Here is a 21,655-nt window from a genome sequence, read left to right on the forward strand (position 1 = left end):
GCGCCGACCCTACCGAGCCGGCATCAATACGGCGTGGGAACCCGCGCCGCGACGCCCTTGCGCGTCACGTACTTCTTGACCGTCGGCACGCCGCCGGGGAACCTCAGCCGGGCGGCGTACATCACCCGCCGGCCGTACTTCTCGCCGCCGTTCCACGCCCAGTAGTTCGGGCCCTTGGGCTTGGTGGACTTGAGCCGGACCCAGGAGTGGAAGTACAGCGTGGTGCGGCCCTTGCGCTTGATGATGTCGCCGCCGCCCGGGCCGCAGAGGCCGCCGGTGCTGGTGCTGTCGAGCAGGACGCTCGGCTGCGCGGCGCTCCAGTCGGTCAGGCTCGGCGAGTGCCGCCACGTCTCGTGGTAGCTGCACCGCGCGAAGTCGCCCTCCGACGCGAAGAGGTAGTAGCCCCACGGATTGCGCATCAGCACCGGGTTCTCGATCACCTCGGCGGTGCGGACCAGCTCGACGCTCGGGTTCGCGGGATCCTGGCCGGCGCGGACCTTGCGACCGCTCTTGCTCAGCGGCAGCAGCCGGATCGACGACGGCCGGCCGTCGGTCTTGTAGAGCAGGTAGCGCTGGTTGCCCTCCTCGTAGAAGGACGGGTCGATGACGCCGCGGCTCGGCAGGTCGGGCGTCGCGACCGGGTCCTGCGCCGTCGGCACCAGCGCCCGCGACGGGCACACCAGCGGCCGCTTGCCCACCGGCCGGAACCGGTCGAGGGCCCGCTTGGCGACCGCGACGCCGATGCACCGGCCGTAGTCCCCGAGGCCGGCGACGGGGATCGCATAGAAGAGCAGCCACTTCCCGCGGACCTTGGCGATGTCCGCGGCCCAGATGCCGCCCTCCTTCAGCGCCCACTTGGGCCGGTGGGTGAGGACCGGCTGCGCCCACTTCCACTTCTTGCCCGGGTCCTTGTAGGCGCGGTTGATCTGCGGCCCGGTGGCGACCACGACCATCCGCTTGCCGACCATCACGACGCTGGGGTCGCCGACATTGCCGTTGAAGTACGGCTCCGGGTAGCGCTCCTCGGCCCGCGCCGGCGTGCCGCACAGCGCGAGCACCAGCGCGGCGAGGACGGCGAGGACGCAGGCGAGGCGGGGAGCAGGTCGGCGCACCCGCAGACCCTAAGCCACGCCGCGCCCTCGACGTACGACGACGGCCGCCCCGGGTGTCCGGAGCGGCCGTCGTACGGACCGGGTCAGCGGATCGGCGCGACCAGGTCGGCAGCGCGGCGGGAGGCGACCTCCGGCAGCTTGCTGGCTTTCGCGTCGCCGGAGACGCGCTCGACCCATCCCATCAGAACGCCGCCTCGTCGAGCTCCATCACGTCCAGGCCGGTGGCCTGGGCGATCTTGAGCTCGGCGGAGACCCGCGGCAGGTTGAGCTGCGCGAACCACTGGGCGGCGGCGACCTTGCCCTCGTAGTAGGCCTGCTCGTTGCCGGCGTCGCCGTCGAGCCGCGCCAGCGCGACCTCGGCGCCGCGGAGCAGCAGCCAGGCGCAGACGACGTCGCCGAGCGCCATCAGCAGGCGGGTGGTGTTGAGGCCGACCTTGTAGATGTTCTTGATCTCGTCCTGGGCGGACATGAGGTCGTTGATCATCAGGCCGACCATGGCCTCGGCGTCGGCGAGCGCGGTGGCGAGCAGCTCGCGCTCGTTCTTGAGGCGGGCATCTCCAACACCGTCGGCACCGGACACTCCCCTCTCAACGAACGACTTGATCTCCGCGGCGAGGTGGCCCAGCGCCTTGCCCTGGTCCTTGACGATCTTGCGGAAGAAGAAGTCCTGGCCCTGGATCGCGGTGGTGCCCTCGTACAGGGTGTCGATCTTGGCGTCGCGGACGTACTGCTCGATCGGGTACTCCTGCAGGAAGCCCGAGCCGCCGAAGGTCTGCAGCGACTCGGTGCCGAGCAGCACCCACGAGCGCTCCGAGCCGTAGCCCTTGACGATCGGGAGCAGCAGGTCGTTGACCGCCTCGGCCAGCTCGTCCTTCTCGCCGGCGGCCTTGGCCAGCTGGACCTTGTCCTGCCAGGTGGCGGTGTAGACGACCAGCGAGCGCATCGCCTCGGCGAACGACTTCTGCGTCATCAACGAGCGGCGTACGTCGGGGTGGTGGGTGATCGTCACCCGGGGGGCCGCCTTGTCGGCGGACTGGGTGAGGTCGGCGCCCTGCACGCGCTCCTTGGCGTACTCCAGCGCGTTGAGGTAGCCGCTGGACAGCGTGGCGATGGCCTTCGTGCCGACCATCATCCGGGCGTTCTCGATGACGTCGAACATCTGGCGGATGCCGTCGTGGACCTCGCCGAGCAGCCAGCCCTTGGCAGGCTCGCCGCCGCCGACCTGGGGGTCGCCGAAGGTGAGCTCGCAGGTGTTGGACACCTTGATGCCCATCTTGTGCTCGACGTTGGTGACGTAGACGCCGTTGCGCTCGCCGGTCAGCTCGCCGGTCTCGTGGTCGAAGTGGTACTTCGGCACCAGGAAGAGCGAGAGGCCCTTGGTGCCGGGACCGCCGGCTCCCTCGACGCCCTTCGGGCGGGCGAGGACGAGGTGCATGATGTTCTCCTGCAGGTCCGACTCGGCGCTGGTGATGAAGCGCTTGACGCCGGAGATGTTCCAGGAGCCGTCCTCGTTGGGGGTGGCGAAGGTCTTGCCGGCACCCACGTCGGAGCCCGCGTCGGGCTCGGTGAGCACCATGGTGGCGCCCCACAGGCGCTCGACCATGATCTCGGCGATGCGGACGTCGCGGGCGACGCCGTTGGCGTTCTTGAAGACGACCGAGCCCATCGACGGGCCGGTGCAGTACATCCAGATCGGGGCGTGCGAGCCGAGCACCATCTCGCCGGAGGCCCACACCAGCGACGGCGGCGCGGTGGTGCCGCCGATCTCCTCGGGCAGGCCCAGGCCCCAGAAGCCGGACTCCATCCAGGTGTCGTACGACTTCTTGAAGGACGCCGGGAGCGGCGCGGTGTTGGTCGTGGGGTCGAACACCGGCGGGTTGCGGTCGGCGTCGACGTAGGAGGCCGCGAGGTCCTCGCGGGCGATGCGCTCGACCTCGGAGAGGATCTCGCGCGCGGTGTCGGCGTCCATCTCCTCGTAGAGGCCGGTGCCGAGGTAGTCCTGCACGGTGAAGAGCTCGAAGAGGTTGAACTCGATGTCGCGCAGGTTGCTCTTGTAGTGGCTCACAGTTCCCACCATTTCCAGGGGTCGGAGAGGGTTTCCCAATTGGCTGCTACTCGCCAGTAACTTCATGATACGGGGGGTGCTAGCAGCGGGCAAGCACGGGGGTCGCGGGATCGCTCACACCTGCCCGCCGGCGGCCCGCGGAAAGCCGCGAATTCACCCAAAACGGGGCATTCGCCACCGCAGCCGTTGGGGTCGGATGGACCCCGTGACCGCGCGCAGAACAACCCGAGCCCTGCTGGCCACCGGTGCCCTCGTCGCCGGCCTCCTCGTCGTCCTGGCCTCGCCACCCGCGCCCGCCGCGGACACCGGCAACGCGGCACCCCAGACCGGCCGGATCGTCGACGACGACCCGGCGGGCTTCACGCCGCACGTGATGGACGGCGCCGTGTACTCGATGGCACGGGTCGGGAACACCGTCGTGGTGGGCGGGAGCTTCACCCGGGTCCGCAACGCCGGCAGCTCGACCGACATCGCGCGCCGCAACCTGTTCGCGTTCAACGCCACCACCGGCCAGGTCAGCACCGCCTTCGCGCCCAACCCGAACGGCCTCGTGTACACCCTCGAGCCCGCCGCCGACGGCAGCTCGGTCTACATCGGCGGCGCCTTCGACAGCGCCACCTCCGGCGGCTCGACGGTCGCGGTCAGCCGGCTGTACAAGGCGAACGTCACGACCGGCGACCGGATCACGGCCTTCCAGCCCGGCACCATCAACGGCCAGGTGCGCGACGTCTCCGTGACGGGCAACCGGCTGTGGGTCGCGGGCAAGTTCACGCACCTGCAGGGCTCCGCCAGCCGCGCCCTCGGCACGCTCAACGCCACCACCGGCGCCCGCGACCCCTACTACAACGCCGTGCTCGCCGGCGTCCACCGCGGGGCGACGACCAACGTGCAGAAGATCGCCACCGACCCGACCAACAAGTTGCTGGTGGCGATCGGCAACTTCGACACCGTCAACGGCACCAAGCGCCACCAGTTCGCGGTCTTCGACATCTCCGGCAGCAGCCTCGCCCTCGCGAACTACTACACGACCCAGTACGAGTCGGGCTGCAGCGCATCCTTCGAGACCTACATGACCGACGTGGACTTCTCCCCCGACGGCAGCTTCTTCGTCGTCTCCACCACCGGTGCGTACGGCGGCCTCTCCGCCAGCATGGCCGGCACCAGCGGCTGCGACGTGGTGGCGCGCTTCGAGTCCGGCGCCACCGGCACGAACGTCCGGCCGACCTGGACGGCGTACCCCGGCGGCGACACCACCTGGGCCGTCGAGGTCACCGACGACGTCGTGTACGCCGGCGGGCACCAGCGCTGGCAGAACAACCCCGGCCGCGGCGACGCCGCCGGCCAGGGCGCGGTGTCCCGGCCGGGCATCGCCGCGCTCAGCACCCGGACCGGGATGCCGTACTCCTGGAACCCGACGCGCACCCTCGGCGCCGGGGTGCGCGACATGATCGCCACCCCGAGGGCCTCTTCGTCGGCTCCGACACCGACGTGTTCGCCGGCGAGACCCACCGCAAGATCGCGTTCCTGCCGCTGGCGTCGGGGAAGACCCTGCCCCCGCAGCAGGACGGGACCCTGCCCGGGGACATCTTCCGGGTCAACAGCGGGCAGTCGCAGCTGCTGCGGCGCGGCTTCGACGGCACCCAGGTGACCTCGTCCGCCAACGCGCCCAACGGCTCCGGCTGGGGCACCAGCGTCGGCGCCTTCATGGTGAACGGCGACCTCTACACGGCGTACTCGAACCGCACGCTGACGCGTCGCACCTTCGACGGGACGACCTACGGGCCGGAGGTCCCGGTGGACGCGGCCGACCAGCTCGTCTACCAGGGCGACTGGCACAACGGCGACATCCCCACGATCACCAGCCTGTTCTACGACCGCGGCTGGATGTACTTCACCAAGTCGGGCTCCAGCCAGCTCTTCCGGCGCGGGTTCGAGCCGGAGTCGGGCGTGGTCGGGCAGCAGCTCTTCTCGGTCCCGTCGGTGGCGGGGGTCAGCTACAGCACGATGCGCGGCGCGTTCGTCGCGGACGGCAAGCTGTGGTTCGCCACCACCGGCGGCTCCCTCAACCGGGCCGACTGGGGTGCCCACGGCGCCGTGGGCGGCACGGCCACCACGATCACCGCCGCCGGGACCGGCTGGTCCTCCCGCGCGATGTTCCTCTACCAGGGCCAGCCCATCGCGCCGCCGGTCAACGAGCCGCCGACCGCGGCCTTCACCGCCTCCTGCACCGGGCTCACCTGCACCTTCGACGCCAGCGGCTCCAGCGACAGCGACGGCACCATCACCGGCTACGCCTGGGCGTTCGGCGACGGCCAGAACGGCACGGGCGGACCGACCACCACCCACACCTACGCCACCGGCGGCGCGGTGACGGTCACCCTGACCGTCACCGACAACGGCGGCGCCACGAACACGACGACCCGCACCGCCCAGCCGTCGCAGGGCGGCACGTCCGCGGTGACGTACGTCGCCGCCGACACCACGAGCGGGAACCGGATCAACCACCGCACCACCGTCCCCGGGTCGGTGCAGCCCGGCGACCTGCTGCTGGCGTTCTTCGTCGCCAACACCACCGGGCCGTCGTACACGGGACCACCGGGGTGGACGCAGGTCGAGACCGTCAGCGCGGGCTCGAAGGCCGTCGGCCGGCTCTACAGCCGGGTCGCGACCGCCGGCGACGCGGGCAGTGCCGTGACGGTCACGTCGAGCGACTACGCCAAGAGCGTGCTGACCATCGTCGCCTTCCGCGGCGTGTCGCCGACCGCGGCCGTGGCCCGCAGCGCCGTGGCGGTGCAGACCAGCGGCAGCGCCACGCACGTCACCCCCGACGTGACCGCACCCGACGGATCGCACTGGCTGGTGAGCTACTGGGCCGACAAGAGCGCGGCGACCGAGGCATGGACGCTGCCGCCGGGCGTCACCGGCCGGTCGACCGCCTTCGGCACCGGCGCCGGCCACATCTCCGCGGCCCTCGCCGACAGCGCCGGGCCCGTTCCGGCGGGGCCGCAGGGCGGGCTCACCGCCACCGCCGACAGCGACGGGAACGCGGCGATCATGTTCAGCGTCCTGGTCGCGCCCGGGTGATGCTGGGGGGCATCCGGGCGCGCGCCAGGGCGTGTAGGTCGAGTGAATCGATCGAGCAATCTGACAGACTGTGCTCATGCGCGTCTCCGCCAAGTCCGACTACGCACTGCGGGCCCTGATCGCGATGGCGAGCAGGTCCGACGGTCGGGCCGTGAGCGCCGAGGAGCTGGGCCGGCTCCAGGACATCCCCCACGGCTTCCTCCAGGCGATCCTCGCCGACCTGCGCCGCGCCGGCATCGTGATGTCCCAGCGCGGCCAGTCCGGTGGCTGGCGGATGGCCCGCGAGGCCACCTCGGTCTCGGTCGCCGACGTCATCCGCGCCGTCGACGGCCCCTCGTCTCCGTCTACGGACTGCGCCCCGAGGCGGTCAACTACAACGACGCCGCCGAGGTCCTCCAGCACGTCTGGATCGCCGCCCGCCGGGCCCTGCGCGAGGTCTTCGAGGACGTCTCGATCCAGCAGCTCGCCGACGGCGAGCTCCCCGACGCCGTCACCTCGCGCACCGCGGACGACGACGCCTGGGCGCCGCACTAGCTTGGATGGCGCGAGCGTGTCCCTCGTTCCTCGCGCCACGCTGCCGCGCGCGCAGTTGACGTAGACGCAGTGCAAGGTCGCATGGCGGCCAGACGCCGGCGCGGCGAAAAGCACCGCCCTCGTCGGCTCCGGTCGCTCGTTCCTGGTTGATGACACGAGCGCGCGTCGCGGCTTGCTGAGTGCTGGGGCCTGCGTCGGTGGCGTCAGGCGACGCGGTCGAGCTTGCGCTTGAGCTTGCGGCGCTTGCGGTCGAGCTCCTCGAGGCGGACCTCGAGCGAGGCGTTGCGTCGGGCCAGGCGCTCGACCTCGCGCAGCGCCTCGGGGAGGGTCTGGAGGGTGGCCGAGGCGCAGGGGACGTCCTCGAGCCGCAGCGACGCCGTACCGAACCCGACGAGCTTGCCGAAGGCCTTCCAGACCTGGGCGGGCTCGAGGCCGTCGGTCTCGAGGACGTGGAGGCGCTCGGGCTTGCGGCAGGCCGCCTGCCAGGTGGCGGTCGCGAGGGTCTCGTCGTCGAGACCCGTGGTGAGTACGACGTGCACCTGGTGGCCGGCGAGGGCATCGACCAGCAGCGCGACCTGGTCGGCGGTCGCGGACGCGAGCAGCGACTGGCTGAAGACGAGATCGGCCTTCGCCCTGGCGGCGCGGCGGACCAGCCGCGTCCACTGACCCTCGACGTCGCTGCGCTTGAGGCCCCAGTCCTTGTGCGAGCGGGTCATCTCGACCGCGGCCCGGAAGCTCTCGGCGGTGGACTCGGCGAGCGAGGCGACCCCGAGCTCGACGAGCGCCGCGTGGTGGTGGGCCAGCGCCGGCTCGATGACGTCGCCCGCACCGGGCACGCCCACGTGGATCCAGGCCTTGTGCTTCTTCGCCATACCCGCACGGTGACAGGCCCCGATGAGCGGTCCGTGAACGCGGGGCGACGGGTCGCCGAAGGACACAGGGTAGAACACGTTCTAGATTCGCCCTACGATGGCCGCATGATCACCTCCGACGCGATCGTCTGGAACGCCCCCAACGACCCGCACCCGGCCCGCGCCGCGTCCCAGCGCTCCTACTCCGCCGTCGCCAAGGGCGACCTCGCCGAGTGGCTGACGGTGTACGCCGAGGACGCCGTGCTCGAGGACCCGGTCGGCCCGTCGATGTTCGACCCCGAGGGCAGGGGCCACCACGGGCACGCCGGCATCTCGGCGTTCTGGGAGAAGGCGATCGCGCCGATCGCGACCTTCGAGTTCCAGATCGACGACTCCTTCGCCAACCCCGGCAGCAACACCTGCGCCAACATCGGGCGGATCAGGACCTCCTTCCCGGACGGCTCGCACACGACGACCGACCTGATCATGGTGTACGTCGTCGACGACGACGGGCGGGTGAAGTCGATGAAGGCGTTCTGGGAGCCGGACCGCACGATGGCGAGCTTCACCCCCGCCTGACGCGGTAGACGCGGTAAATGGGTAGCGCCGGTTCGTAGGGTGGATCGACGTGGAGCCCCTGACCGAGCAACAGATCCGCGCCTCCTTCGTCAACTGCTCGAAGGGCGAGGCCAAGCGCCTCAACGTCCCGCGCGCCCTCGCCGACCAGCCGTGGGAGCACCTCGACTTCCTCGGTTGGCGCGACCCGCAGTCACGCGTGCGCGGGTACGTCGTCGCGGAGGTCGACGGGTCGCCGTACGGCATCGTGCTCCGGTCGACCGACGGCAGCGCCGGCGTACCCCGCAAGAACCTCTGCTCGCTGTGCCTGACGCCGCACGGCTCGGGCGGGGTGGTGCTGATGGTCGCGCCGCGGGCAGGGAAGGCCGGGCAGAACGGCGACTCGGTCGGCACCTACATCTGCGCCGACCTGCAGTGCTCGCTCTACGTGCGCGGCAAGCGGGTCAGCGACCAGGGCCGGATGGCGGAGTCGCTCACCCTCGAGCAGCAGGTCGCGCGGCTGACCGACAACCTGGCCGCCTTCCTGCGGCGGGTCCGCGGCTGATCACTCCGCGACCGCGTCGGCGATCCAGCTGACGAGGGGCCGCAGCCGGCGCCAGTCCTCGCGCACCCGGTCGAGCAGCTCGGCGGTGTGGACGAAGGGCTCGAAGCCGTAGGAGCGCATCCCGAGCACGGTCTTCATCTTGAGCAGCTCGATGCGCGGGTGCTCCTTGTCGTAGCCGCGCGGCACGGTCTTCAGCCGCTCGCCGGCGACCTCGAAGCCGCCCCGCTCGAGGTCGCGCAGGATCCGCTGCAGCAGCTTGCCGGTCTTCTCCTCCGCCATCGCCTCGCGCAGCCCGGCCAGCCGCGGACCGGACGCCTCGTAGATCCCGCCGCCGACGCGAACGCCGGGTGCGGCGACCTCGACGTACCAGCCCGTGGCGGGCCCGACGCCGACGAAGGCGCCCTGGTGGGTCTTGTAGGGGGTCTTGTCCTTGGCGAACCTGACATCGCGGTAGGGGCGGAACACCTTGGCGTCGCCGAACTCCCGGGCGAGGGCGTCGGTGAGCGCCACCATCGGCGCGCGCACACTCTCGAGGTAGACCGGCTTGTGCTCGTCCCAGAACGACTTGGTGTTGTCGACCTCGAGGTCGTCGTAGAAGTCGAGCGCGGCGACGGGGAATCCGGTGAAGTCCACGTCAGGAGGGTACGGCGGGCCCGTCGACCGACACCCGCGGGATCGGCACGTTCCAGCGCAGCGCGTGCACCATCGCGACCACGATGCGCCGCTCGTCGAGCGGGTTCGCCGGGTCGTACCAGACGGTGGTGCGCTGGCCCTCCGCGATCGGCGCGGCGGCCGGGATGGTGACCCGCTGGTGCAGCAGGTAGGGCGTCCCGTCGGCGCCCCAGAACCGGAAGGTGGCGATGGTGATCAGGTTGGACGCCTCCTCGAAGTCGTTCGGGGCGATCCCCGAGTCGACAACGGTCGCCACCGTCGGCGTCCCCTCGGCGATCAGCCGCAGCTCCTCGAGCCAGCGCAGCCGGCGCCGGGCGGCCAGCAGCGAGCCGCCGAGGAGGGCGAGGAGCCCCGCCGTGGCCAGGCCGGCCGCGGCGACGTCGTACCAGCCACCGGCGCCGAGCTCCCGGGTCGCGACCACCAGGCCCGGGACGGAGCACAGGAGCAGCAGGCCCGCGCCGTGCCAGCCGCTGAGGGCGAGCGGGAACCGGTCCATCATCACCAGCCAGCCGACCGCGCCGATCACGGCGAGCAGCAGCCCGCCCACGGTGCCGGCCCCGGCGGCGCCCTGGGCGACGTACGCCGCCGGCGCGTCGTCGTTGGCGTCGATGATCGTGCAGCCCAGGCCGTACCCGGCCCAGGCGCTGCCGGCGGCCATAAACACAGCCGCGACGACCAGCCCCGTCCGACGCCGAGCGCGCGGGGCGAACGTGAACGGCTGTGGCTCCGAGTGCACCATGGCCTCATTCAACCCGGCTTCGCCCCGGCGAACCATCGGAGCGGATGACGAGGTTCGAACTCGCGACATTCAGCTTGGGAAGCTGACGCTCTACCAACTGAGCTACATCCGCAGCGCCCGGCGAACCGAGCGATGAGGATGCTACCCGATGGGGAGGAAGGTCGGTCGCTTCGGCTCCACCCCGTCGCCCGAGGAGCGGCCGGTGACCCGGCGCTGCACCCACGGCGCGAGGTGGGTGCGGGCCCAGGCGACGTTCGCGGCGCGCTGCTCGCGGGACGTGAGGACCGGCGCCGGGACCGGGTCGAGCGGCGCCAGGTCGTGCGGCACGCCGAGCGCGTCGAGCGCCGCGATGGCGATCGCCTGGTGGCCGACGGCGTTGAGGTGGAGCCGGTCCTCGTCCATCACCTCGGCGACCTTCCAGCCCCGCATCCGCCACATGTCGACGACGGTCGCGCCGTGCTTCTCCGCGATCTCGCGGACCCACTCGTTGAAGATCGCGGTCCGCCCCCGGATCACCTTGATCACCCCGTTGAGGCCCGGGTCGGCGATGGTGAACATGACGACCTGGGCGCCGCTGGCCGCGAGCCGGCCGATCGCCTCGTCGTACGTCGCCGCGAGGGCGTCGATGTCGACCTTCGGCCGCAGCACGTCGTTGCCGCCGCCGTGGATGCTGATCAGGTCCGGCCCGAGCGCGAGCGCGGCCTCGACCTGCTCGTCGATGATCGCCGGCAGCTTGCGGCCCCGGATCGCGAGGTTGGCGTAGCCGAAGTCGGACCCGGCGGCCGCCGCATGCGCCGCGAGCGCCTCCGCCGTCCGGTCGGCCCATCCCCGCAGGCCGTTGGGACGCGCCGGATCGGGGTCACCGACCCCTTCGGTGAACGAGTCGCCCAGGGCGACGTACTTGCTGAAGGTCATGACGCCATGATGACCCAGCAGCCGTCTCAACGTTCCGGCACCGTCCTCCGTTGAGGTCGTGACAGGAGGGAGACAGGTGGAGTTCACGGAGTTCGCGCGGGCCGAGACGCCTCGGCTACTGGGCCTGGCGTACGCCCTGACCGGCAACCCGCACGACGCCTGGGACCTGACCCAGGAGGCGCTCGTGCGGGTGGCGGTGCGCTGGCGGCGGCTGGCCACGCAGTCCCCCGGCGGGTACGCCCGCACGGTCCTCGTCCGGCTCAACATCGACCGGGCCCGGCGCGGGCGGCGCGAGCTGCTGACCGAGCGCGCCCCGGACCATGCGGCGCCAGTGGAGGTCGTCGAGGAGCTGCCCTCGTGGCTGCTCGACGCTCTCGACACGCTGACGCCGCAGCAGCGGGCGGCCGTCGTACTCCGGGTGCTGGACGACCTCGACCACGCGGCCATCGCCACCAGGCTCGGCTGCTCGGCGGGCACCGCGCGCTCCCACCTGTCCCGGGGCCTGGCTCGCCTGCGCGAGCTGGCCCCGTCGATGACCGGCGAGCAGGAGGACGGCTGATGGACGAGTGGATGGAGGCGCTGCGCGGCGGCGAGCTGCGTGCGACGGAGGAGGGCTTGGCGCGCATCCAAGGTGAGGTTCGACGACGTCGACGCCTCCGCCGGGGGGCCGCGGCGGGCGCGGTCGCGGGAGCGGCCGTGACTGTCGTCGCGACACTGGTCCTCGGTGCGGACGATGCCGGAAGCCGTGCGATCGCCACCGACCCGAACGGGACGGCCGCCGGCGGGGTCGACGCGGACGTCGCCGACTGCCTGGAGGAGGCGGGAGTGGGCATGCCGCCCGAGGAGCTGTACTCCCGCTGGCTCGGGGATCCGCCGGGCGCGCCGCTCGAGAACGCGATGGAGGACGTGCGTCGTCGTACCCGCGGGATCGAGGGCGCCGGCACCGTCGACGCCTCGACGACCGAGAACGCCGTCATCGTGCACTGGAAGGAGCCGGTGCCCGCCGAGGTGCGCGCCCTGGAGGATTTGCCTCTCGACCACGGCATCCGGGTGGTCGTGGTCGGCGTGCCGTACTCCGCCGCCGAGCTGGCACGGGCGGGCGATCAGGTGATGGCGGCGTTCGGGGAGGATGGGCTCGCGGGACGGCTGACGTTCCTGGCCCAGTGCTCCAACGGCGTGGGGGTGACGCTCGGCATCACCCCGAGACGCTAGGGGGACGCGCGCCGGAGCTGGAACGGACGCTGAGCGACCTCGCCGGCGTCCGCGTGGTCGTGGTGGCGCAGGACGTGGTGGCGCCGCCGCCGATCGGCGATCTGGACGATCTCGGCGACCTTCCGAACGGCGGTCCCGCCGGCCGGTAGGGTGCGGGACGTGCTGCTCAGCGACCGCGACATCACCGCCGAGATCGACGCAGGCCGGATCGGCCTGGACCCCTACGACCCGGGCCTGATGCAGCCGTCGTCGGTGGACTTCCGGCTGGACCGGTTCTTCCGGGTCTTCGACAACCACAAGTACCCGTCGATCGACCCGGCCGCCGACCAGTCCGACCTCACCCGGGTGGTGGAGCCCGAGGGCGAGGAGCCGTTCATCCTGCACCCGGGCGAGTTCGTGCTCGGGTCGACGTACGAGGTCGTCACGCTGCCCGACGACATCGCGGCCCGGGTGGAGGGAAAGTCGTCGCTGGGCCGGCTCGGGCTGCTGACCCACGCCACCGCCGGCTTCGTCGACCCCGGGTTCTCCGGGCACGTGACGCTCGAGCTGGCCAATGTCGCGACGCTGCCGATCAAGCTCTACCCCGGCATGAAGATCGGGCAGTTCTGCTTCTTCCGGCTGACCTCGCCCAGCGAGCACCCGTACGGATCGGAGAAGTACGGGTCGCGCTACCAGGGCCAGCGCGGGCCCACTCCGTCGCGGTCGTTCCAGAACTTCCATCGCACGAGCATCTGACTTGTCAGGTGTTTCATGCGCTTGTCAGGGGTTGCAACGCCTGACAAGCGCATGAATCCCCGGACATCCGGGGATTCATGCAGTCAGGTTAGCCTTGCCTGCATGACCACCGACCAGAACGAGTACGTCGCCAGCCTGCCCCTGATCCTCACCGAGGTCGAGGTGGTGCGGGCCGAGCGGGTGTCGCCGTCGTTCGTGCGGGTCGAGCTCGGGGGTGCGGAGCTGGCGGAGCTGGGTCCGGACGGGCCGGTGTACGACCAGCGGATCAAGCTGATCTTCCCCAACGCGGCGGGGAGCCTGCCGTCGTTCGCGGCCGCCGACGAGTCGTGGTGGACGACGTGGATGGAGATCCCGGAGGACGAGCGGGGGTCGATGCGGACCTACACGATCCGCGACGTCGTCGGCGAGGGCGCGGACACCCGGCTGGTCGTCGACATCGTGGTCCACGAGAGCGAGGACGGAGAGCACGGCGACCCGCTCGACGGCGCCGGCAACCGCTGGGCGCTGCAGGCGCAGTCGGGCCAGCGGCTGATCACGCTGGCCCCGCGCAGGGGCCACGACTTCGGCGGCATCGAGTGGGCGCCGGGCGAGGCGAGCCGGCTGCTGATCGTGGGCGACGAGACCGCCGTACCCGCGATCCGCGGGGTGCTCCGCGACCTGCCGGCCGACGCGAGCGGCGCGGCGTTCGTCGAGGTTCCGGTCGACGCGGACGTCCAGGACGTCACCGCGCCCGCGGGCGTCACGGTGACCTGGCTGCCGCGCAACGGCGCCGCCCGCGGCGAGGACCTGCACGCCGCCGTCCTCGCGCACCTCACCGGTGACACCCCCACGGAGGCGCTCGCCGTCGCCGAGGACGAGGTCGACCCGGACCTGTGGGAGACCCCGGTCTACTCCTCCTCCGGCGAGCAGGTCGCCGAGGCGACCACCGTCCCGACCGACGACAGCCCGTACGCCGGCCTGTACGCCTGGATCGCCGGCGAGTCCAAGGTCGTGACCGGTCTGCGCCGCAAGCTGGTCAACGACCTCGGACTGGACCGCGGCCAGGTCGCCTTCATGGGCTACTGGCGCGAGGGCGTCGCCATGCGCTCCTGAAAGATCTCGCACGACGCCGACCCGGCGCAAACTGGCCTGCATCAGACGCTGACCCGGCGCGTCCTTACCTAGCAGGGAGGTAAGGATGCGCCGGGTCACCGCAATTGCGAGGTCAGGATGCGCCGGGTCGCGGCTAGACGAGAGCCGCCTCGCGCTCGGCCACGATGGTGAGCGCGATGTCGACGATCATGTCCTCCTGGCCGCCGACCAGGTTGCGGCGGCCGCACTCCATCAGGATGTCGCGGACGTCGACGTCGTACTGCTCGGCGGCGCGCTCGGCGTGCCGGAGGAACGAGGAGTACACGCCGGCGTACCCGAGGGTGAGGGTCTCCCGGTCGACACGCACCGGGCGGTCCTGGAGCGGGCGGACGATGTCGTCGGCGGCGTCCTGGAGCTTGAAGACGTCGCAGCGGTGCTCGAAGCCCATCAGGTCGGCGACCGCGATGAACGGCTCGATCGGGCAGTTGCCGGCGCCGGCGCCGTGGCCGGCGAGGGAGGCGTCGACGCGGTAGACGCCGTTCTGGACGGCGACCACGGAGTTGGCGACCGAGAGCGAGAGGTTCTCGTGGGCGTGGATGCCGATCTCGGTCTCCGGGTCCAGCACCCGGCGGTAGGCCTGGACGCGCGCGGCGACGTCGTCCATGGTCAGCCGGCCGCCGGAGTCGGTGACGTAGACACAGTGGGCGCCGTACGACTCCATCAGCTTGGCCTGGCGGGCCAGCTCCTCCGGCGGCGCCATGTGGGAGAGCATCAGGAAGCCGGAGACGTCCATGCCGAGCTCGCGGGCGGCGGCGATGTGCTGCGCGGAGACGTCGGCCTCGGTGCAGTGCGTGGCGACGCGGACCGAGCGGACGCCCAGGTCGTAGGCGCGCTTCAGCTCGTGGACGGTGCCGACGCCGGGCAGCAGCAGCGAGGTGAGCCGGGCGTTCTTCAGCACCGACGCGGCGGCCTCGAGCCACGCCCAGTCGGTGTGCGAGCCGGGTCCGTAGTTGACCGAGCCGCCGGCCAGGCCGTCGCCGTGGGCGACCTCGAGCGCGTCGACGCCGGCCTCGTCGAGGGCGACGACGATCCGCTTCACGTCGGCGGGCGAGATCCGGTGCCGGATCGCGTGCATCCCGTCGCGCAGCGTGACGTCCTGGACGAAGATCCTGGTCTTCTCGGCCGGCGTGCTCACAGTGCGCTCTCCTTCGCCGCGGCGATCCGCTCGGCGACCTGCAGGCCGGCCGAGGTCATGATGTCGAGGTTGCCGGCGTACGCCGGGAGGTAGTGCCCGGCGCCGGTGACCTGGAGGAACACCGACACCTGGTGCGTCGGGCGCTCCGCGCCGTCGACCAGCAGGGTCTCGACCGGCTGGTCGGCGGGGACCTCGGCGATCTGGACCTTCTGCACCAGCTGATAGCCGGGGACGTACGCCGCCACGTCGGCCACCATCTTCTCCACGCTCGCGCGGATCTCGTCGTGCACCGCCGGGTCGGGCGCGTGGACGAGCGCGAAGACGGTGTCGCGCATCATCAGCGGCGGCTCGGCAGGGTTGAGGATGATGATCGCCTTGCCGCGCTTCGCCCCGCCCACCGCGGTGATCGCGCCGGACGTGGTCTCGGTGAACTCGTCGATGTTGGCGCGGGTGCCGGGCCCGGCGGACTTCGAGGAGATCGAGGCGACGATCTCGGCGTACTCCACCGGCACGACGCGGGAGATCGCGGCGACGATCGGGATCGTCGCCTGGCCGCCGCAGGTGACCATGTTGAGGTTGGGCGCGTCGAGGTGCTCGTCGATGTTGACGGCCGGGATGACGTACGGGCCGATCGCCGCCGGCGTGAGGTCGATCAGCCGCTTGCCGAGGGGCCGCAGCCTCTCGGCGTTCACGACGTGTGCCTTGGCCGAGGTGGCGTCGAAGACGATGTCGATCTCGTCGAACCCGGGCAGCGCGATCAGTCCGTCGACCCCTTCGTGCGTCGTGGGTACGCCGAGGTCGCGGGCCCGCGCGAGGCCGTCGGAGTCCGGGTCGATCCCGACGAGGGCGCCCATCTCGACGTGCTGCGCGGTCTGCATGACCTTGATCATCAGGTCGGTGCCGATATTGCCCGACCCGATGATGGCCACCTTGGTCTTGCTCATCGGTCCTCCTGGTCAGCGAAGTGGACGGAGACCTCACCGAGGCCGGTGATGGTCACGTGGACGTCGGCGCCCGGCGCGGCCGGGCGCATCGGTCCGAGGGCGCCGGACAGGATGACCTGGCCGGCGCGGAGCGGCTCGCCGAGGTCGCGGGCCTGGCGGGCCAGCCACTGCACGGCGAGGAGCGGGTCGCCGAGGCAGCCGGCGCCGGTGCCGGTGGAGTCGTCCTGGCCGGTGACCGTCATCCGCATCTCGACGTCGCGCGGGGTGAACTCGGCGAGCGTCCTGCGGTCGGTCCCCAGCACGTAGGCGCCGGAGGAGGCGTTGTCGGCGACCGTGTCGGCGAAGGAGATGTCCCAGTCCGCGATCCGGCTGTCGCAGATCTCGATCGCGGCCACGGCGTACTCGATCGCGGCCGCGACCTGGTCCGGGTCGAGGTCGCCCTCGGCGAGGTCCTCCTTCAGCACGAACGCGATCTCGCCCTCGACCTTGGGCTGCAGCAGGTCGCCGACCGGGACGGCCGACCCGGCGTCGTACGCCATGTCCGCGAAGAGGACGCCGAGGTCGGGCTGGTCGACGCCGAGCTGCTCCTGCACGGCCTTGGAGGTCAGGCCGGCCTTGCGGCCGACGATCCGGGCGCCGGCGTCGAGCCGGGCCCGGTTGAGCTGCTGCTGGACGGCGTAGGCGAGCCGGATGTCGGTGGCGCCGACGAGCTCCCGGATCGGGGCACAGGGGACGCCGGTCTCGAGGGCGGTCCGCAGCCGGGCGGCGGCCGCGGCGACCGCGGCGTCGGTGTCGGCGTCGGTGTCGGTGCCGAGGACGGGTGGGGTCATGTCCCTACTCTCGGGCCCCGCGCGGCCGACCACCATCGCGGCGTTCCACTCACCGATACGCTGTGTGGGTGACGGACGACCTCGACACCGTGCTCGGCAAGGCGGTCGCCCTGCTCCGGGCGTTCGGGCCCGAGGACCGGCTGCTCCCGCTCGCGGAGCTGGTACGACGGACCGGGCTGCCCAAGCCCACCGTGCACCGGGTCGCCCGCGACCTGGTCCACCACCGGCTGCTGGAGAAGACCGAGCACGGGTACCGCCTCGCCGGCGGGCTGTTCGAGCTCGGCATGCGCGCGGCCACCGAGCGCACCCTGCTGGAGGTGGCGATGCCCTTCCTGCAGGATCTCTACGAGCGCACCCACGAGACCGTGCACCTCGGCGTCCGCGACGGCACCGAGGTCGTCTACGTCGCCAAGATCGGCGGCCACCGGCAGGCCCCCAGCCCCTCGCGCACCGGCGGCCGGATGCCGATGCACTGCACCGCCCTCGGCAAGGTGCTGCTCGCCCACGCCGACCCCGCGATCCGCTCGGCGGTGCTGTCAGGCCCGCTCGCCCGTCGTACCCCGCACACGGTGGTGGCCCCCGGCCTGCTGGAGCAGCAGCTGGACCGGGCCCTCGAGACCGGGCTCGCCTTCGAGCGGGAGGAGTCGACGCCCGGCCTGCTGTGCGTCGCCGCACCCGTGCTCGACACCGACGGCGCGACCGCCGTCGCCGCCATCAGCGTGACCGGGCCGGTCGGCCGGTTCCGGCCCGACGCGCACCAGAACGCCGTCCGGGCGGCGGCCACGGCGCTCGCCAGCACCCTGGCCCGCCGCACTATCTGATGGCGCGAGCGCGTCGCTCCTTCGTCGCGCCGCACTGCCGCGCACGCGGTTGACGTTCGCTCAGTACCAGGCCGCCTGGCGGCCAGACGGTCGGCTCGACCTACTCTCAGCGCACCGCCAGGGTCAGCGCCGACGGGTACTGCGGCCCCGTGTGCACCGTGACCGGCACCAGCTGGGTGACCAGGTCGGTCACCGGGGAGAGCAGGTGCGGGACGTCGAAGGCCTGCACCGAGATCCGCAGCCGGTGGCCCTTCGCGATCACCGCGCCGGTCGGGAAGATCTCGACGTCGACCGGCGCGACCTGGCCGGCGGGCAGTTTGGCCTTCGCCTCACGGGTGAACGGGTGGTACGGCTGCAGCAGCTGGCCGTCGAGGTAGCGCGAGCGGCCCTCGTCGAGGGCGCGGTGGGCGATGGTCTGCCAGCCGCCGCTGATCCGGCTCACCGTGCCGTCGGGCGCGACGTCCTCGACCGCGACCGAGAGCATCCCGTCGCCCGAGGGCGTCGAGACGTACAGCCGGGCGTTGAGCGGCCCCTGGAACCGGACGTCCGCCTCCTGGGGAGCGGTGTCGAAGGTGACGCCGCCGAGGTCGTTGAGCCGGTTGTCCTTGAAGCAGGGCAGGTCGCTCAGCAGCATGTTGGGCAGGCCCGCGGTCCACTGGTTGGCCGAGCGGGTGCAGAGGCCGGTGACCGGAATGGGGGGTACGACGGCCGAGCCGGCGCTCGGCGTACCGGTGGTCAGGAGGCCGGCGCGCCCACCGATCGACGCGTCGCCGGAGAGCCGGTAGGTGCGGGCGGAGAGGTCGCCGTCGATCCACTTCGACTTCCGCACCCACGCGCCCGAGCCCTGCTCGTAGTAGGTGAGCGGCGCGATCTGGTCGAGCTGCCCGTCGATGCCGCCCAGGTACTGGTCGAACCAGCGCAGCTGGAGCTCGGCGAGCGAGCCGTAGCCCGCCTTGCCGACCTCGGCGCCGGCGGAGCCCTGCAGGTGGTCCCACGGACCGAAGATCAGCTTGGCCGGGACGCCGCGCTGCTGGAGCCGCTCGAAGACCAGCGGGGTGCCGCGCTGGAACAGGTCGAACTCGCCGCCGACGAGGAAGGTCGGGACGGTGACGTTGTCGAGGACCTCGATGGGCGAGCGCTCGCGGTAGAACGGGCCGTCGTACGCCGGGTCGCCGCCGAGCACTGCCTGGACCGCGAGCGGCAGGGTGAAGGTCAGCCCGCCCATCAGGTGGTCGAGCGCCATCTCGAGGCCGGCCTGCGGCTCCTGCAGGCCGTACGCCGGCGGGATCACGCCGGTCGCCGTGACCAGGCCCAGCCAGAGCGGGATGAAGCCGACGTCGATCTGCCCGCCGGACGCGACCACGTCGCGGTAGACGTCGGCGGCCGGGACCTGCGGGAAGATCGCCTTGAGCCCCTTCGGCTGGCGGGCGGCGGCGAAGAGCTGCGAGATGCCCATGTACGACGCGCCGGTCATGCCGACCTTGCCGTTGCTCCACGGCTGGGAGGCCGCCCACTCGACGATCGCGCCGGCGTCCTGGCCCTCGCGGGCGCTGAACGCGGCCCACTGGCCCTGGGAGGTGCCGGTGCCGCGGGCGTCGACGGTGAGCTGGGCGTAGCCGCGCTTGACGAGGTACGCCGGGTCCGCGCCGGCCAGCGTGGCGCCGGCGCCGGCCGACAGGACGGTCTTGTTGTAGGCGGTGATGGTGACGATGACCGGCAGCGGCGTGGTGACCGGCTTCCCGTCCGGCCCTGCGGGCTGCTGGAGGTCGCCGCGCAGGATCACGCCGTCGTCCATGGTGATCGGGATGTCCCGGGTGGTCACGGTCGCGTCGTACTCGGCGGCGCGCGGCGTCCAGGGAGCGGTCGCCGACGGCGCGGGCGCCGCTCCGGCGCCGCCCGACGGGGTGGGCGCCGGCGTGGCGGCGGCCGCGGCCTTCGCGGCCTTGCACTTCTTGTACTTCTTCTTGCCCTGCTTGCTCGTGCCCTGCTTGGTCGCCTTGGCGGGCTTCTTGCACTTCTTCGGCTTCTTCGGCTTCTGGGCGACCGCCTCGCCCGCACCACCGGCCCGCTGCGCGGCGGAGGCGTGCTGGGCGGCGGTGGCTCCCGTCGTACCGGCGGCGTCACCGGCGACGGGGAGCACCAGGGCGGCGGCGAGGCCGGTGCTGAGCAGGGCCGCGACCAGGCGGCGGCGAGGCGTGCTGGGGTCGATCATCCGGAGTCCCTCCCGTGGTGGTACTCACGGGTAACGACCGGGACGTGGCGTCGGTCACGCCCTGTCTGCGCGGATCACGCAGGAACGAGCGCGATGTCCCCCGAGACCGTGGTGGCGCGGAGCTCGACGTGGTCGGCGCCGGGCTCGGGCCGGCCGACCGGCGGCAGGGTGGAGGTGACCCGGCCGGTGACACTGGTGACGTCGGTCCAGACCGGCGTACCGACGGGCACGCCCACGTGGACCCGCGTCGACGCGCCCTTGACGAAGATCCGGCCGCGGCGCGCCGTCCGGACGACGACGTCGCCGGAGCCGGTCTTGCTGGTGAGGTCGCCCCGGCTCTCGCCGACCTCGAGGTCGCCGGAGCCGGTCTTGACCACGGCGGTGCCCAGCGCCTGCCCGAGGCAGACGTCGCCCGATCCGGTGGAGACCGAGGCGGAGCGCGCGATCCGGCCGAGGTCGACGGCCCCGGAGCCGGTGCGGACACGTGCGTCGCCGTCCACCTCGGCGACGGTGACGTCGCCGGAGCCGGTGGCCACCACGACGGTCGTGGCCTGGTCGAGCGCGACCGCGCCCGACCCGCTCTTCACGCGGGTCGTCATCAGCCGGCCGCTGGCGGTGATGGCGGCGCTGCCGCTGCGGGCGACCAGGTCGCTGTCGACGGGCACGACGACCTCGATGAGCAGCTCGTCGCCGCGGCCGAAGATCCCGTTGCGGGGCTTGGGCGCGAGGACGGTGACCCGGCGGCCGTCCTGGGTGACCCGCACCTCGTCCGCACGGGGGCCGGTGAGGGTGATGTCGGTGGTCTGCTGCTCGGCGGCGTGGACGACGATCCGGCCGCGGCCGCTCTCGACGTGCAGCCGGACCGGGCCCGGGGTGTCGAGGACCTGGCGGAGGGGTTCGGTGGACATGGGCGCTCTCCTGGGGTGGTGGGCTCAGAGCCAGCCGGTGAGCCGGCGGTTGCCGGACGGGGATCCGGGCGGGGAGCCGAACGGGAAGTCGGTGCCGAAGGGCACGCTGGACAGGTCGACGTCGATGTGGCTGGCGCGCTCGCTCGTCGCGGCGCGGATGAGGGTGACCAGCCAGGTGTTGAGCGACTGGCCGGCCTGCGCCGCGGCGTCGTCGGCGCGCGCCTTGAGCGACTCGGGGAGCCGGAGGCTGACCCGGGCCTGGCTCTCGTCCTCGGCGGGGACGTCGGCCGGGCCCGGGCCGGCGTCCGGGCTCGGCGGCCTGGCGGCCGGCGGGAGCGTCGGCGGGAGCGTCGGCGGCTCGGGGGCGCCGGGGTCGACCACGAAGTCGAGGTCGCGCCCGTCGAGCCGGACGTCGACGCTGCCGCTCGGCATCGCCGCCGTGATCTCCGCCGCGGCCTGGCTGAGCGCCTCCATCACCGCGAGCCGGACCGCCGGGTCCAGCGCGTAGCCGAGCCGCTCCGCCACCTCGCGCGCCTGCGGACCGGCGCCGTCGGCGGCCGCGAGCAGGTCGCGGCGGAGGCTGTCGACGTACGGCGCGAGGTCCATGACGCCACTATGACGTCAAGATGGCGTCA

Annotated in this window: 22 protein-coding genes and 1 tRNA gene; 10 read left to right on the forward strand and 13 right to left on the reverse strand. The window is 72.2% G+C overall.

The features are described from left to right. Window positions 1-23: 23 nt before the first annotated feature. Together FIV44_RS11355 and FIV44_RS11360 are read right to left on the reverse strand one after the other, a co-directional pair. A complete protein-coding gene (locus tag FIV44_RS11355) occupies window positions 24-1,112 on the reverse strand; it encodes a family 43 glycosylhydrolase (protein WP_141004533.1) in 1,089 nt (362 codons plus the stop codon). A 181-nt stretch (window positions 1,113-1,293) separates the two neighbouring features. Continuing rightward, the gene (locus FIV44_RS11360) at window positions 1,294-3,177 is read right to left on the reverse strand and encodes an acyl-CoA dehydrogenase (RefSeq protein WP_141004534.1); all 1,884 of its coding nucleotides are present in this window, start codon (window positions 3,175-3,177) and stop codon (window positions 1,294-1,296) included. Window positions 3,178-3,382: 205 nt separating this feature from the next. On the opposite strand from FIV44_RS11360, the gene FIV44_RS32085 reads away from it, so the two are divergent. The 3 genes from FIV44_RS32085 (at window position 3,383) to FIV44_RS11375 (ending at window position 6,859) form a co-directional block, all read left to right on the forward strand. Continuing rightward, window positions 3,383-4,825, forward strand: coding sequence for a hypothetical protein (locus FIV44_RS32085; RefSeq protein ID WP_141004535.1), 1,443 nt, complete (start codon window positions 3,383-3,385; stop codon window positions 4,823-4,825). A 503-nt stretch (window positions 4,826-5,328) separates the two neighbouring features. Beyond that, the gene (locus FIV44_RS32090) at window positions 5,329-6,261 is read left to right on the forward strand and encodes a PKD domain-containing protein (RefSeq protein ID WP_246087019.1); all 933 of its coding nucleotides are present in this window, start codon (window positions 5,329-5,331) and stop codon (window positions 6,259-6,261) included. Window positions 6,262-6,337: 76 nt separating this feature from the next. Beyond that, window positions 6,338-6,859 carry an RrF2 family transcriptional regulator gene (locus FIV44_RS11375; protein WP_246086919.1) on the forward strand — a complete coding sequence of 174 codons (522 nt, stop codon included), beginning with the start codon at window positions 6,338-6,340 and terminating at the stop codon, window positions 6,857-6,859. Window positions 6,860-6,998: 139 nt separating this feature from the next. Here the strand turns inward: FIV44_RS11375 and FIV44_RS11380 are convergent, their stop codons facing one another. Continuing rightward, window positions 6,999-7,667 (reverse strand): hypothetical protein, encoded by a 669-nt coding sequence (locus FIV44_RS11380; RefSeq protein WP_141004536.1) that lies wholly within the window; start codon window positions 7,665-7,667, stop codon window positions 6,999-7,001. A gap of 105 nt (window positions 7,668-7,772) precedes the next feature. On the opposite strand from FIV44_RS11380, the gene FIV44_RS11385 reads away from it, so the two are divergent. Together FIV44_RS11385 and FIV44_RS11390 are read left to right on the forward strand one after the other, a co-directional pair. After that, entirely contained in the window at window positions 7,773-8,225 is a 453-nt protein-coding gene (locus FIV44_RS11385) for a nuclear transport factor 2 family protein (RefSeq protein ID WP_141004537.1), read from the forward strand. Window positions 8,226-8,274: 49 nt separating this feature from the next. Further along, window positions 8,275-8,766, forward strand: a complete 492-nt coding sequence (locus tag FIV44_RS11390) for an FBP domain-containing protein (protein WP_141004538.1) — start codon at window positions 8,275-8,277, stop codon at window positions 8,764-8,766. Here the strand turns inward: FIV44_RS11390 and FIV44_RS11395 are convergent, their stop codons facing one another. The 4 genes from FIV44_RS11395 to FIV44_RS11405 all read right to left on the reverse strand — a co-directional run bounded on the left by FIV44_RS11395 (window position 8,767) and on the right by FIV44_RS11405 (window position 11,092). Further along, a complete protein-coding gene (locus FIV44_RS11395; protein ID WP_141004539.1) occupies window positions 8,767-9,399 on the reverse strand; it encodes a DUF2461 domain-containing protein in 633 nt (210 codons plus the stop codon). A 1-nt stretch (window position 9,400) separates the two neighbouring features. Beyond that, window positions 9,401-10,096 (reverse strand): DUF3592 domain-containing protein, encoded by a 696-nt coding sequence (locus FIV44_RS30430; protein ID WP_181411117.1) that lies wholly within the window; start codon window positions 10,094-10,096, stop codon window positions 9,401-9,403. A 120-nt stretch (window positions 10,097-10,216) separates the two neighbouring features. Next, window positions 10,217-10,289 (reverse strand) — tRNA-Gly (locus FIV44_RS11400). A 29-nt stretch (window positions 10,290-10,318) separates the two neighbouring features. After that, window positions 10,319-11,092 (reverse strand): SGNH/GDSL hydrolase family protein, encoded by a 774-nt coding sequence (locus tag FIV44_RS11405; protein WP_141004540.1) that lies wholly within the window; start codon window positions 11,090-11,092, stop codon window positions 10,319-10,321. A gap of 76 nt (window positions 11,093-11,168) precedes the next feature. On the opposite strand from FIV44_RS11405, the gene FIV44_RS11410 reads away from it, so the two are divergent. The 4 genes from FIV44_RS11410 to FIV44_RS11425 all read left to right on the forward strand — a co-directional run bounded on the left by FIV44_RS11410 (window position 11,169) and on the right by FIV44_RS11425 (window position 14,131). Further along, entirely contained in the window at window positions 11,169-11,651 is a 483-nt protein-coding gene (locus FIV44_RS11410) for a SigE family RNA polymerase sigma factor (RefSeq protein ID WP_181411118.1), read from the forward strand. Next, complete coding sequence (locus FIV44_RS11415; RefSeq protein WP_141004542.1) at window positions 11,651-12,304, forward strand: hypothetical protein; 654 nt, start codon at window positions 11,651-11,653, stop codon at window positions 12,302-12,304. Before FIV44_RS11410 ends, FIV44_RS11415 begins: the two co-directional genes overlap by 1 nt. Window positions 12,305-12,463: 159 nt before the next feature. After that, window positions 12,464-13,039 (forward strand): dCTP deaminase, encoded by a 576-nt coding sequence (gene dcd / locus FIV44_RS11420; protein ID WP_141004543.1) that lies wholly within the window; start codon window positions 12,464-12,466, stop codon window positions 13,037-13,039. 102 nt (window positions 13,040-13,141) lie between these two features. Further along, window positions 13,142-14,131 (forward strand): siderophore-interacting protein, encoded by a 990-nt coding sequence (locus FIV44_RS11425; protein ID WP_141004544.1) that lies wholly within the window; start codon window positions 13,142-13,144, stop codon window positions 14,129-14,131. A 133-nt stretch (window positions 14,132-14,264) separates the two neighbouring features. Here FIV44_RS11425 and dmpG read toward each other — a convergent pair whose 3' ends face one another. The 3 genes from dmpG to FIV44_RS11440 are packed head-to-tail and all read right to left on the reverse strand — an operon-like array spanning window position 14,265 to window position 17,079. Then, window positions 14,265-15,305 (reverse strand): 4-hydroxy-2-oxovalerate aldolase, encoded by a 1,041-nt coding sequence (gene dmpG / locus FIV44_RS11430; RefSeq protein ID WP_246086920.1) that lies wholly within the window; start codon window positions 15,303-15,305, stop codon window positions 14,265-14,267. Further along, entirely contained in the window at window positions 15,302-16,249 is a 948-nt protein-coding gene (locus FIV44_RS11435; protein WP_141004545.1) for an acetaldehyde dehydrogenase (acetylating), read from the reverse strand. The genes dmpG and FIV44_RS11435 overlap by 4 nt, the downstream gene beginning before the upstream one ends. Beyond that, window positions 16,246-17,079, reverse strand: a complete 834-nt coding sequence (locus FIV44_RS11440) for a 2-keto-4-pentenoate hydratase (RefSeq protein ID WP_141004546.1) — start codon at window positions 17,077-17,079, stop codon at window positions 16,246-16,248. The genes FIV44_RS11435 and FIV44_RS11440 overlap by 4 nt, the downstream gene beginning before the upstream one ends. Before the next feature lie 68 nt (window positions 17,080-17,147). Here FIV44_RS11440 and FIV44_RS11445 point away from each other — a divergent pair, with 68 nt between their 5' ends. After that, window positions 17,148-17,900 carry an IclR family transcriptional regulator gene (locus FIV44_RS11445; RefSeq protein WP_141004547.1) on the forward strand — a complete coding sequence of 251 codons (753 nt, stop codon included), beginning with the start codon at window positions 17,148-17,150 and terminating at the stop codon, window positions 17,898-17,900. Between the two features lie 106 nt (window positions 17,901-18,006). Here FIV44_RS11445 and FIV44_RS11450 read toward each other — a convergent pair whose 3' ends face one another. From FIV44_RS11450 to FIV44_RS11460, 3 genes are all read right to left on the reverse strand, one after another. Then, the gene (locus FIV44_RS11450; protein ID WP_141004548.1) at window positions 18,007-20,112 is read right to left on the reverse strand and encodes a CocE/NonD family hydrolase; all 2,106 of its coding nucleotides are present in this window, start codon (window positions 20,110-20,112) and stop codon (window positions 18,007-18,009) included. Between the two features lie 74 nt (window positions 20,113-20,186). After that, window positions 20,187-21,020, reverse strand: coding sequence for a DUF4097 family beta strand repeat-containing protein (locus FIV44_RS11455; RefSeq protein ID WP_141004549.1), 834 nt, complete (start codon window positions 21,018-21,020; stop codon window positions 20,187-20,189). A gap of 24 nt (window positions 21,021-21,044) precedes the next feature. After that, window positions 21,045-21,626 carry a toxin-antitoxin system HicB family antitoxin gene (locus FIV44_RS11460; protein ID WP_141004550.1) on the reverse strand — a complete coding sequence of 194 codons (582 nt, stop codon included), beginning with the start codon at window positions 21,624-21,626 and terminating at the stop codon, window positions 21,045-21,047. Window positions 21,627-21,655 lie beyond the last annotated feature (29 nt).

Source organism: Nocardioides humi (assembly GCF_006494775.1).
GTDB classification, from domain to species: domain Bacteria; phylum Actinomycetota; class Actinomycetes; order Propionibacteriales; family Nocardioidaceae; genus Nocardioides; species Nocardioides humi.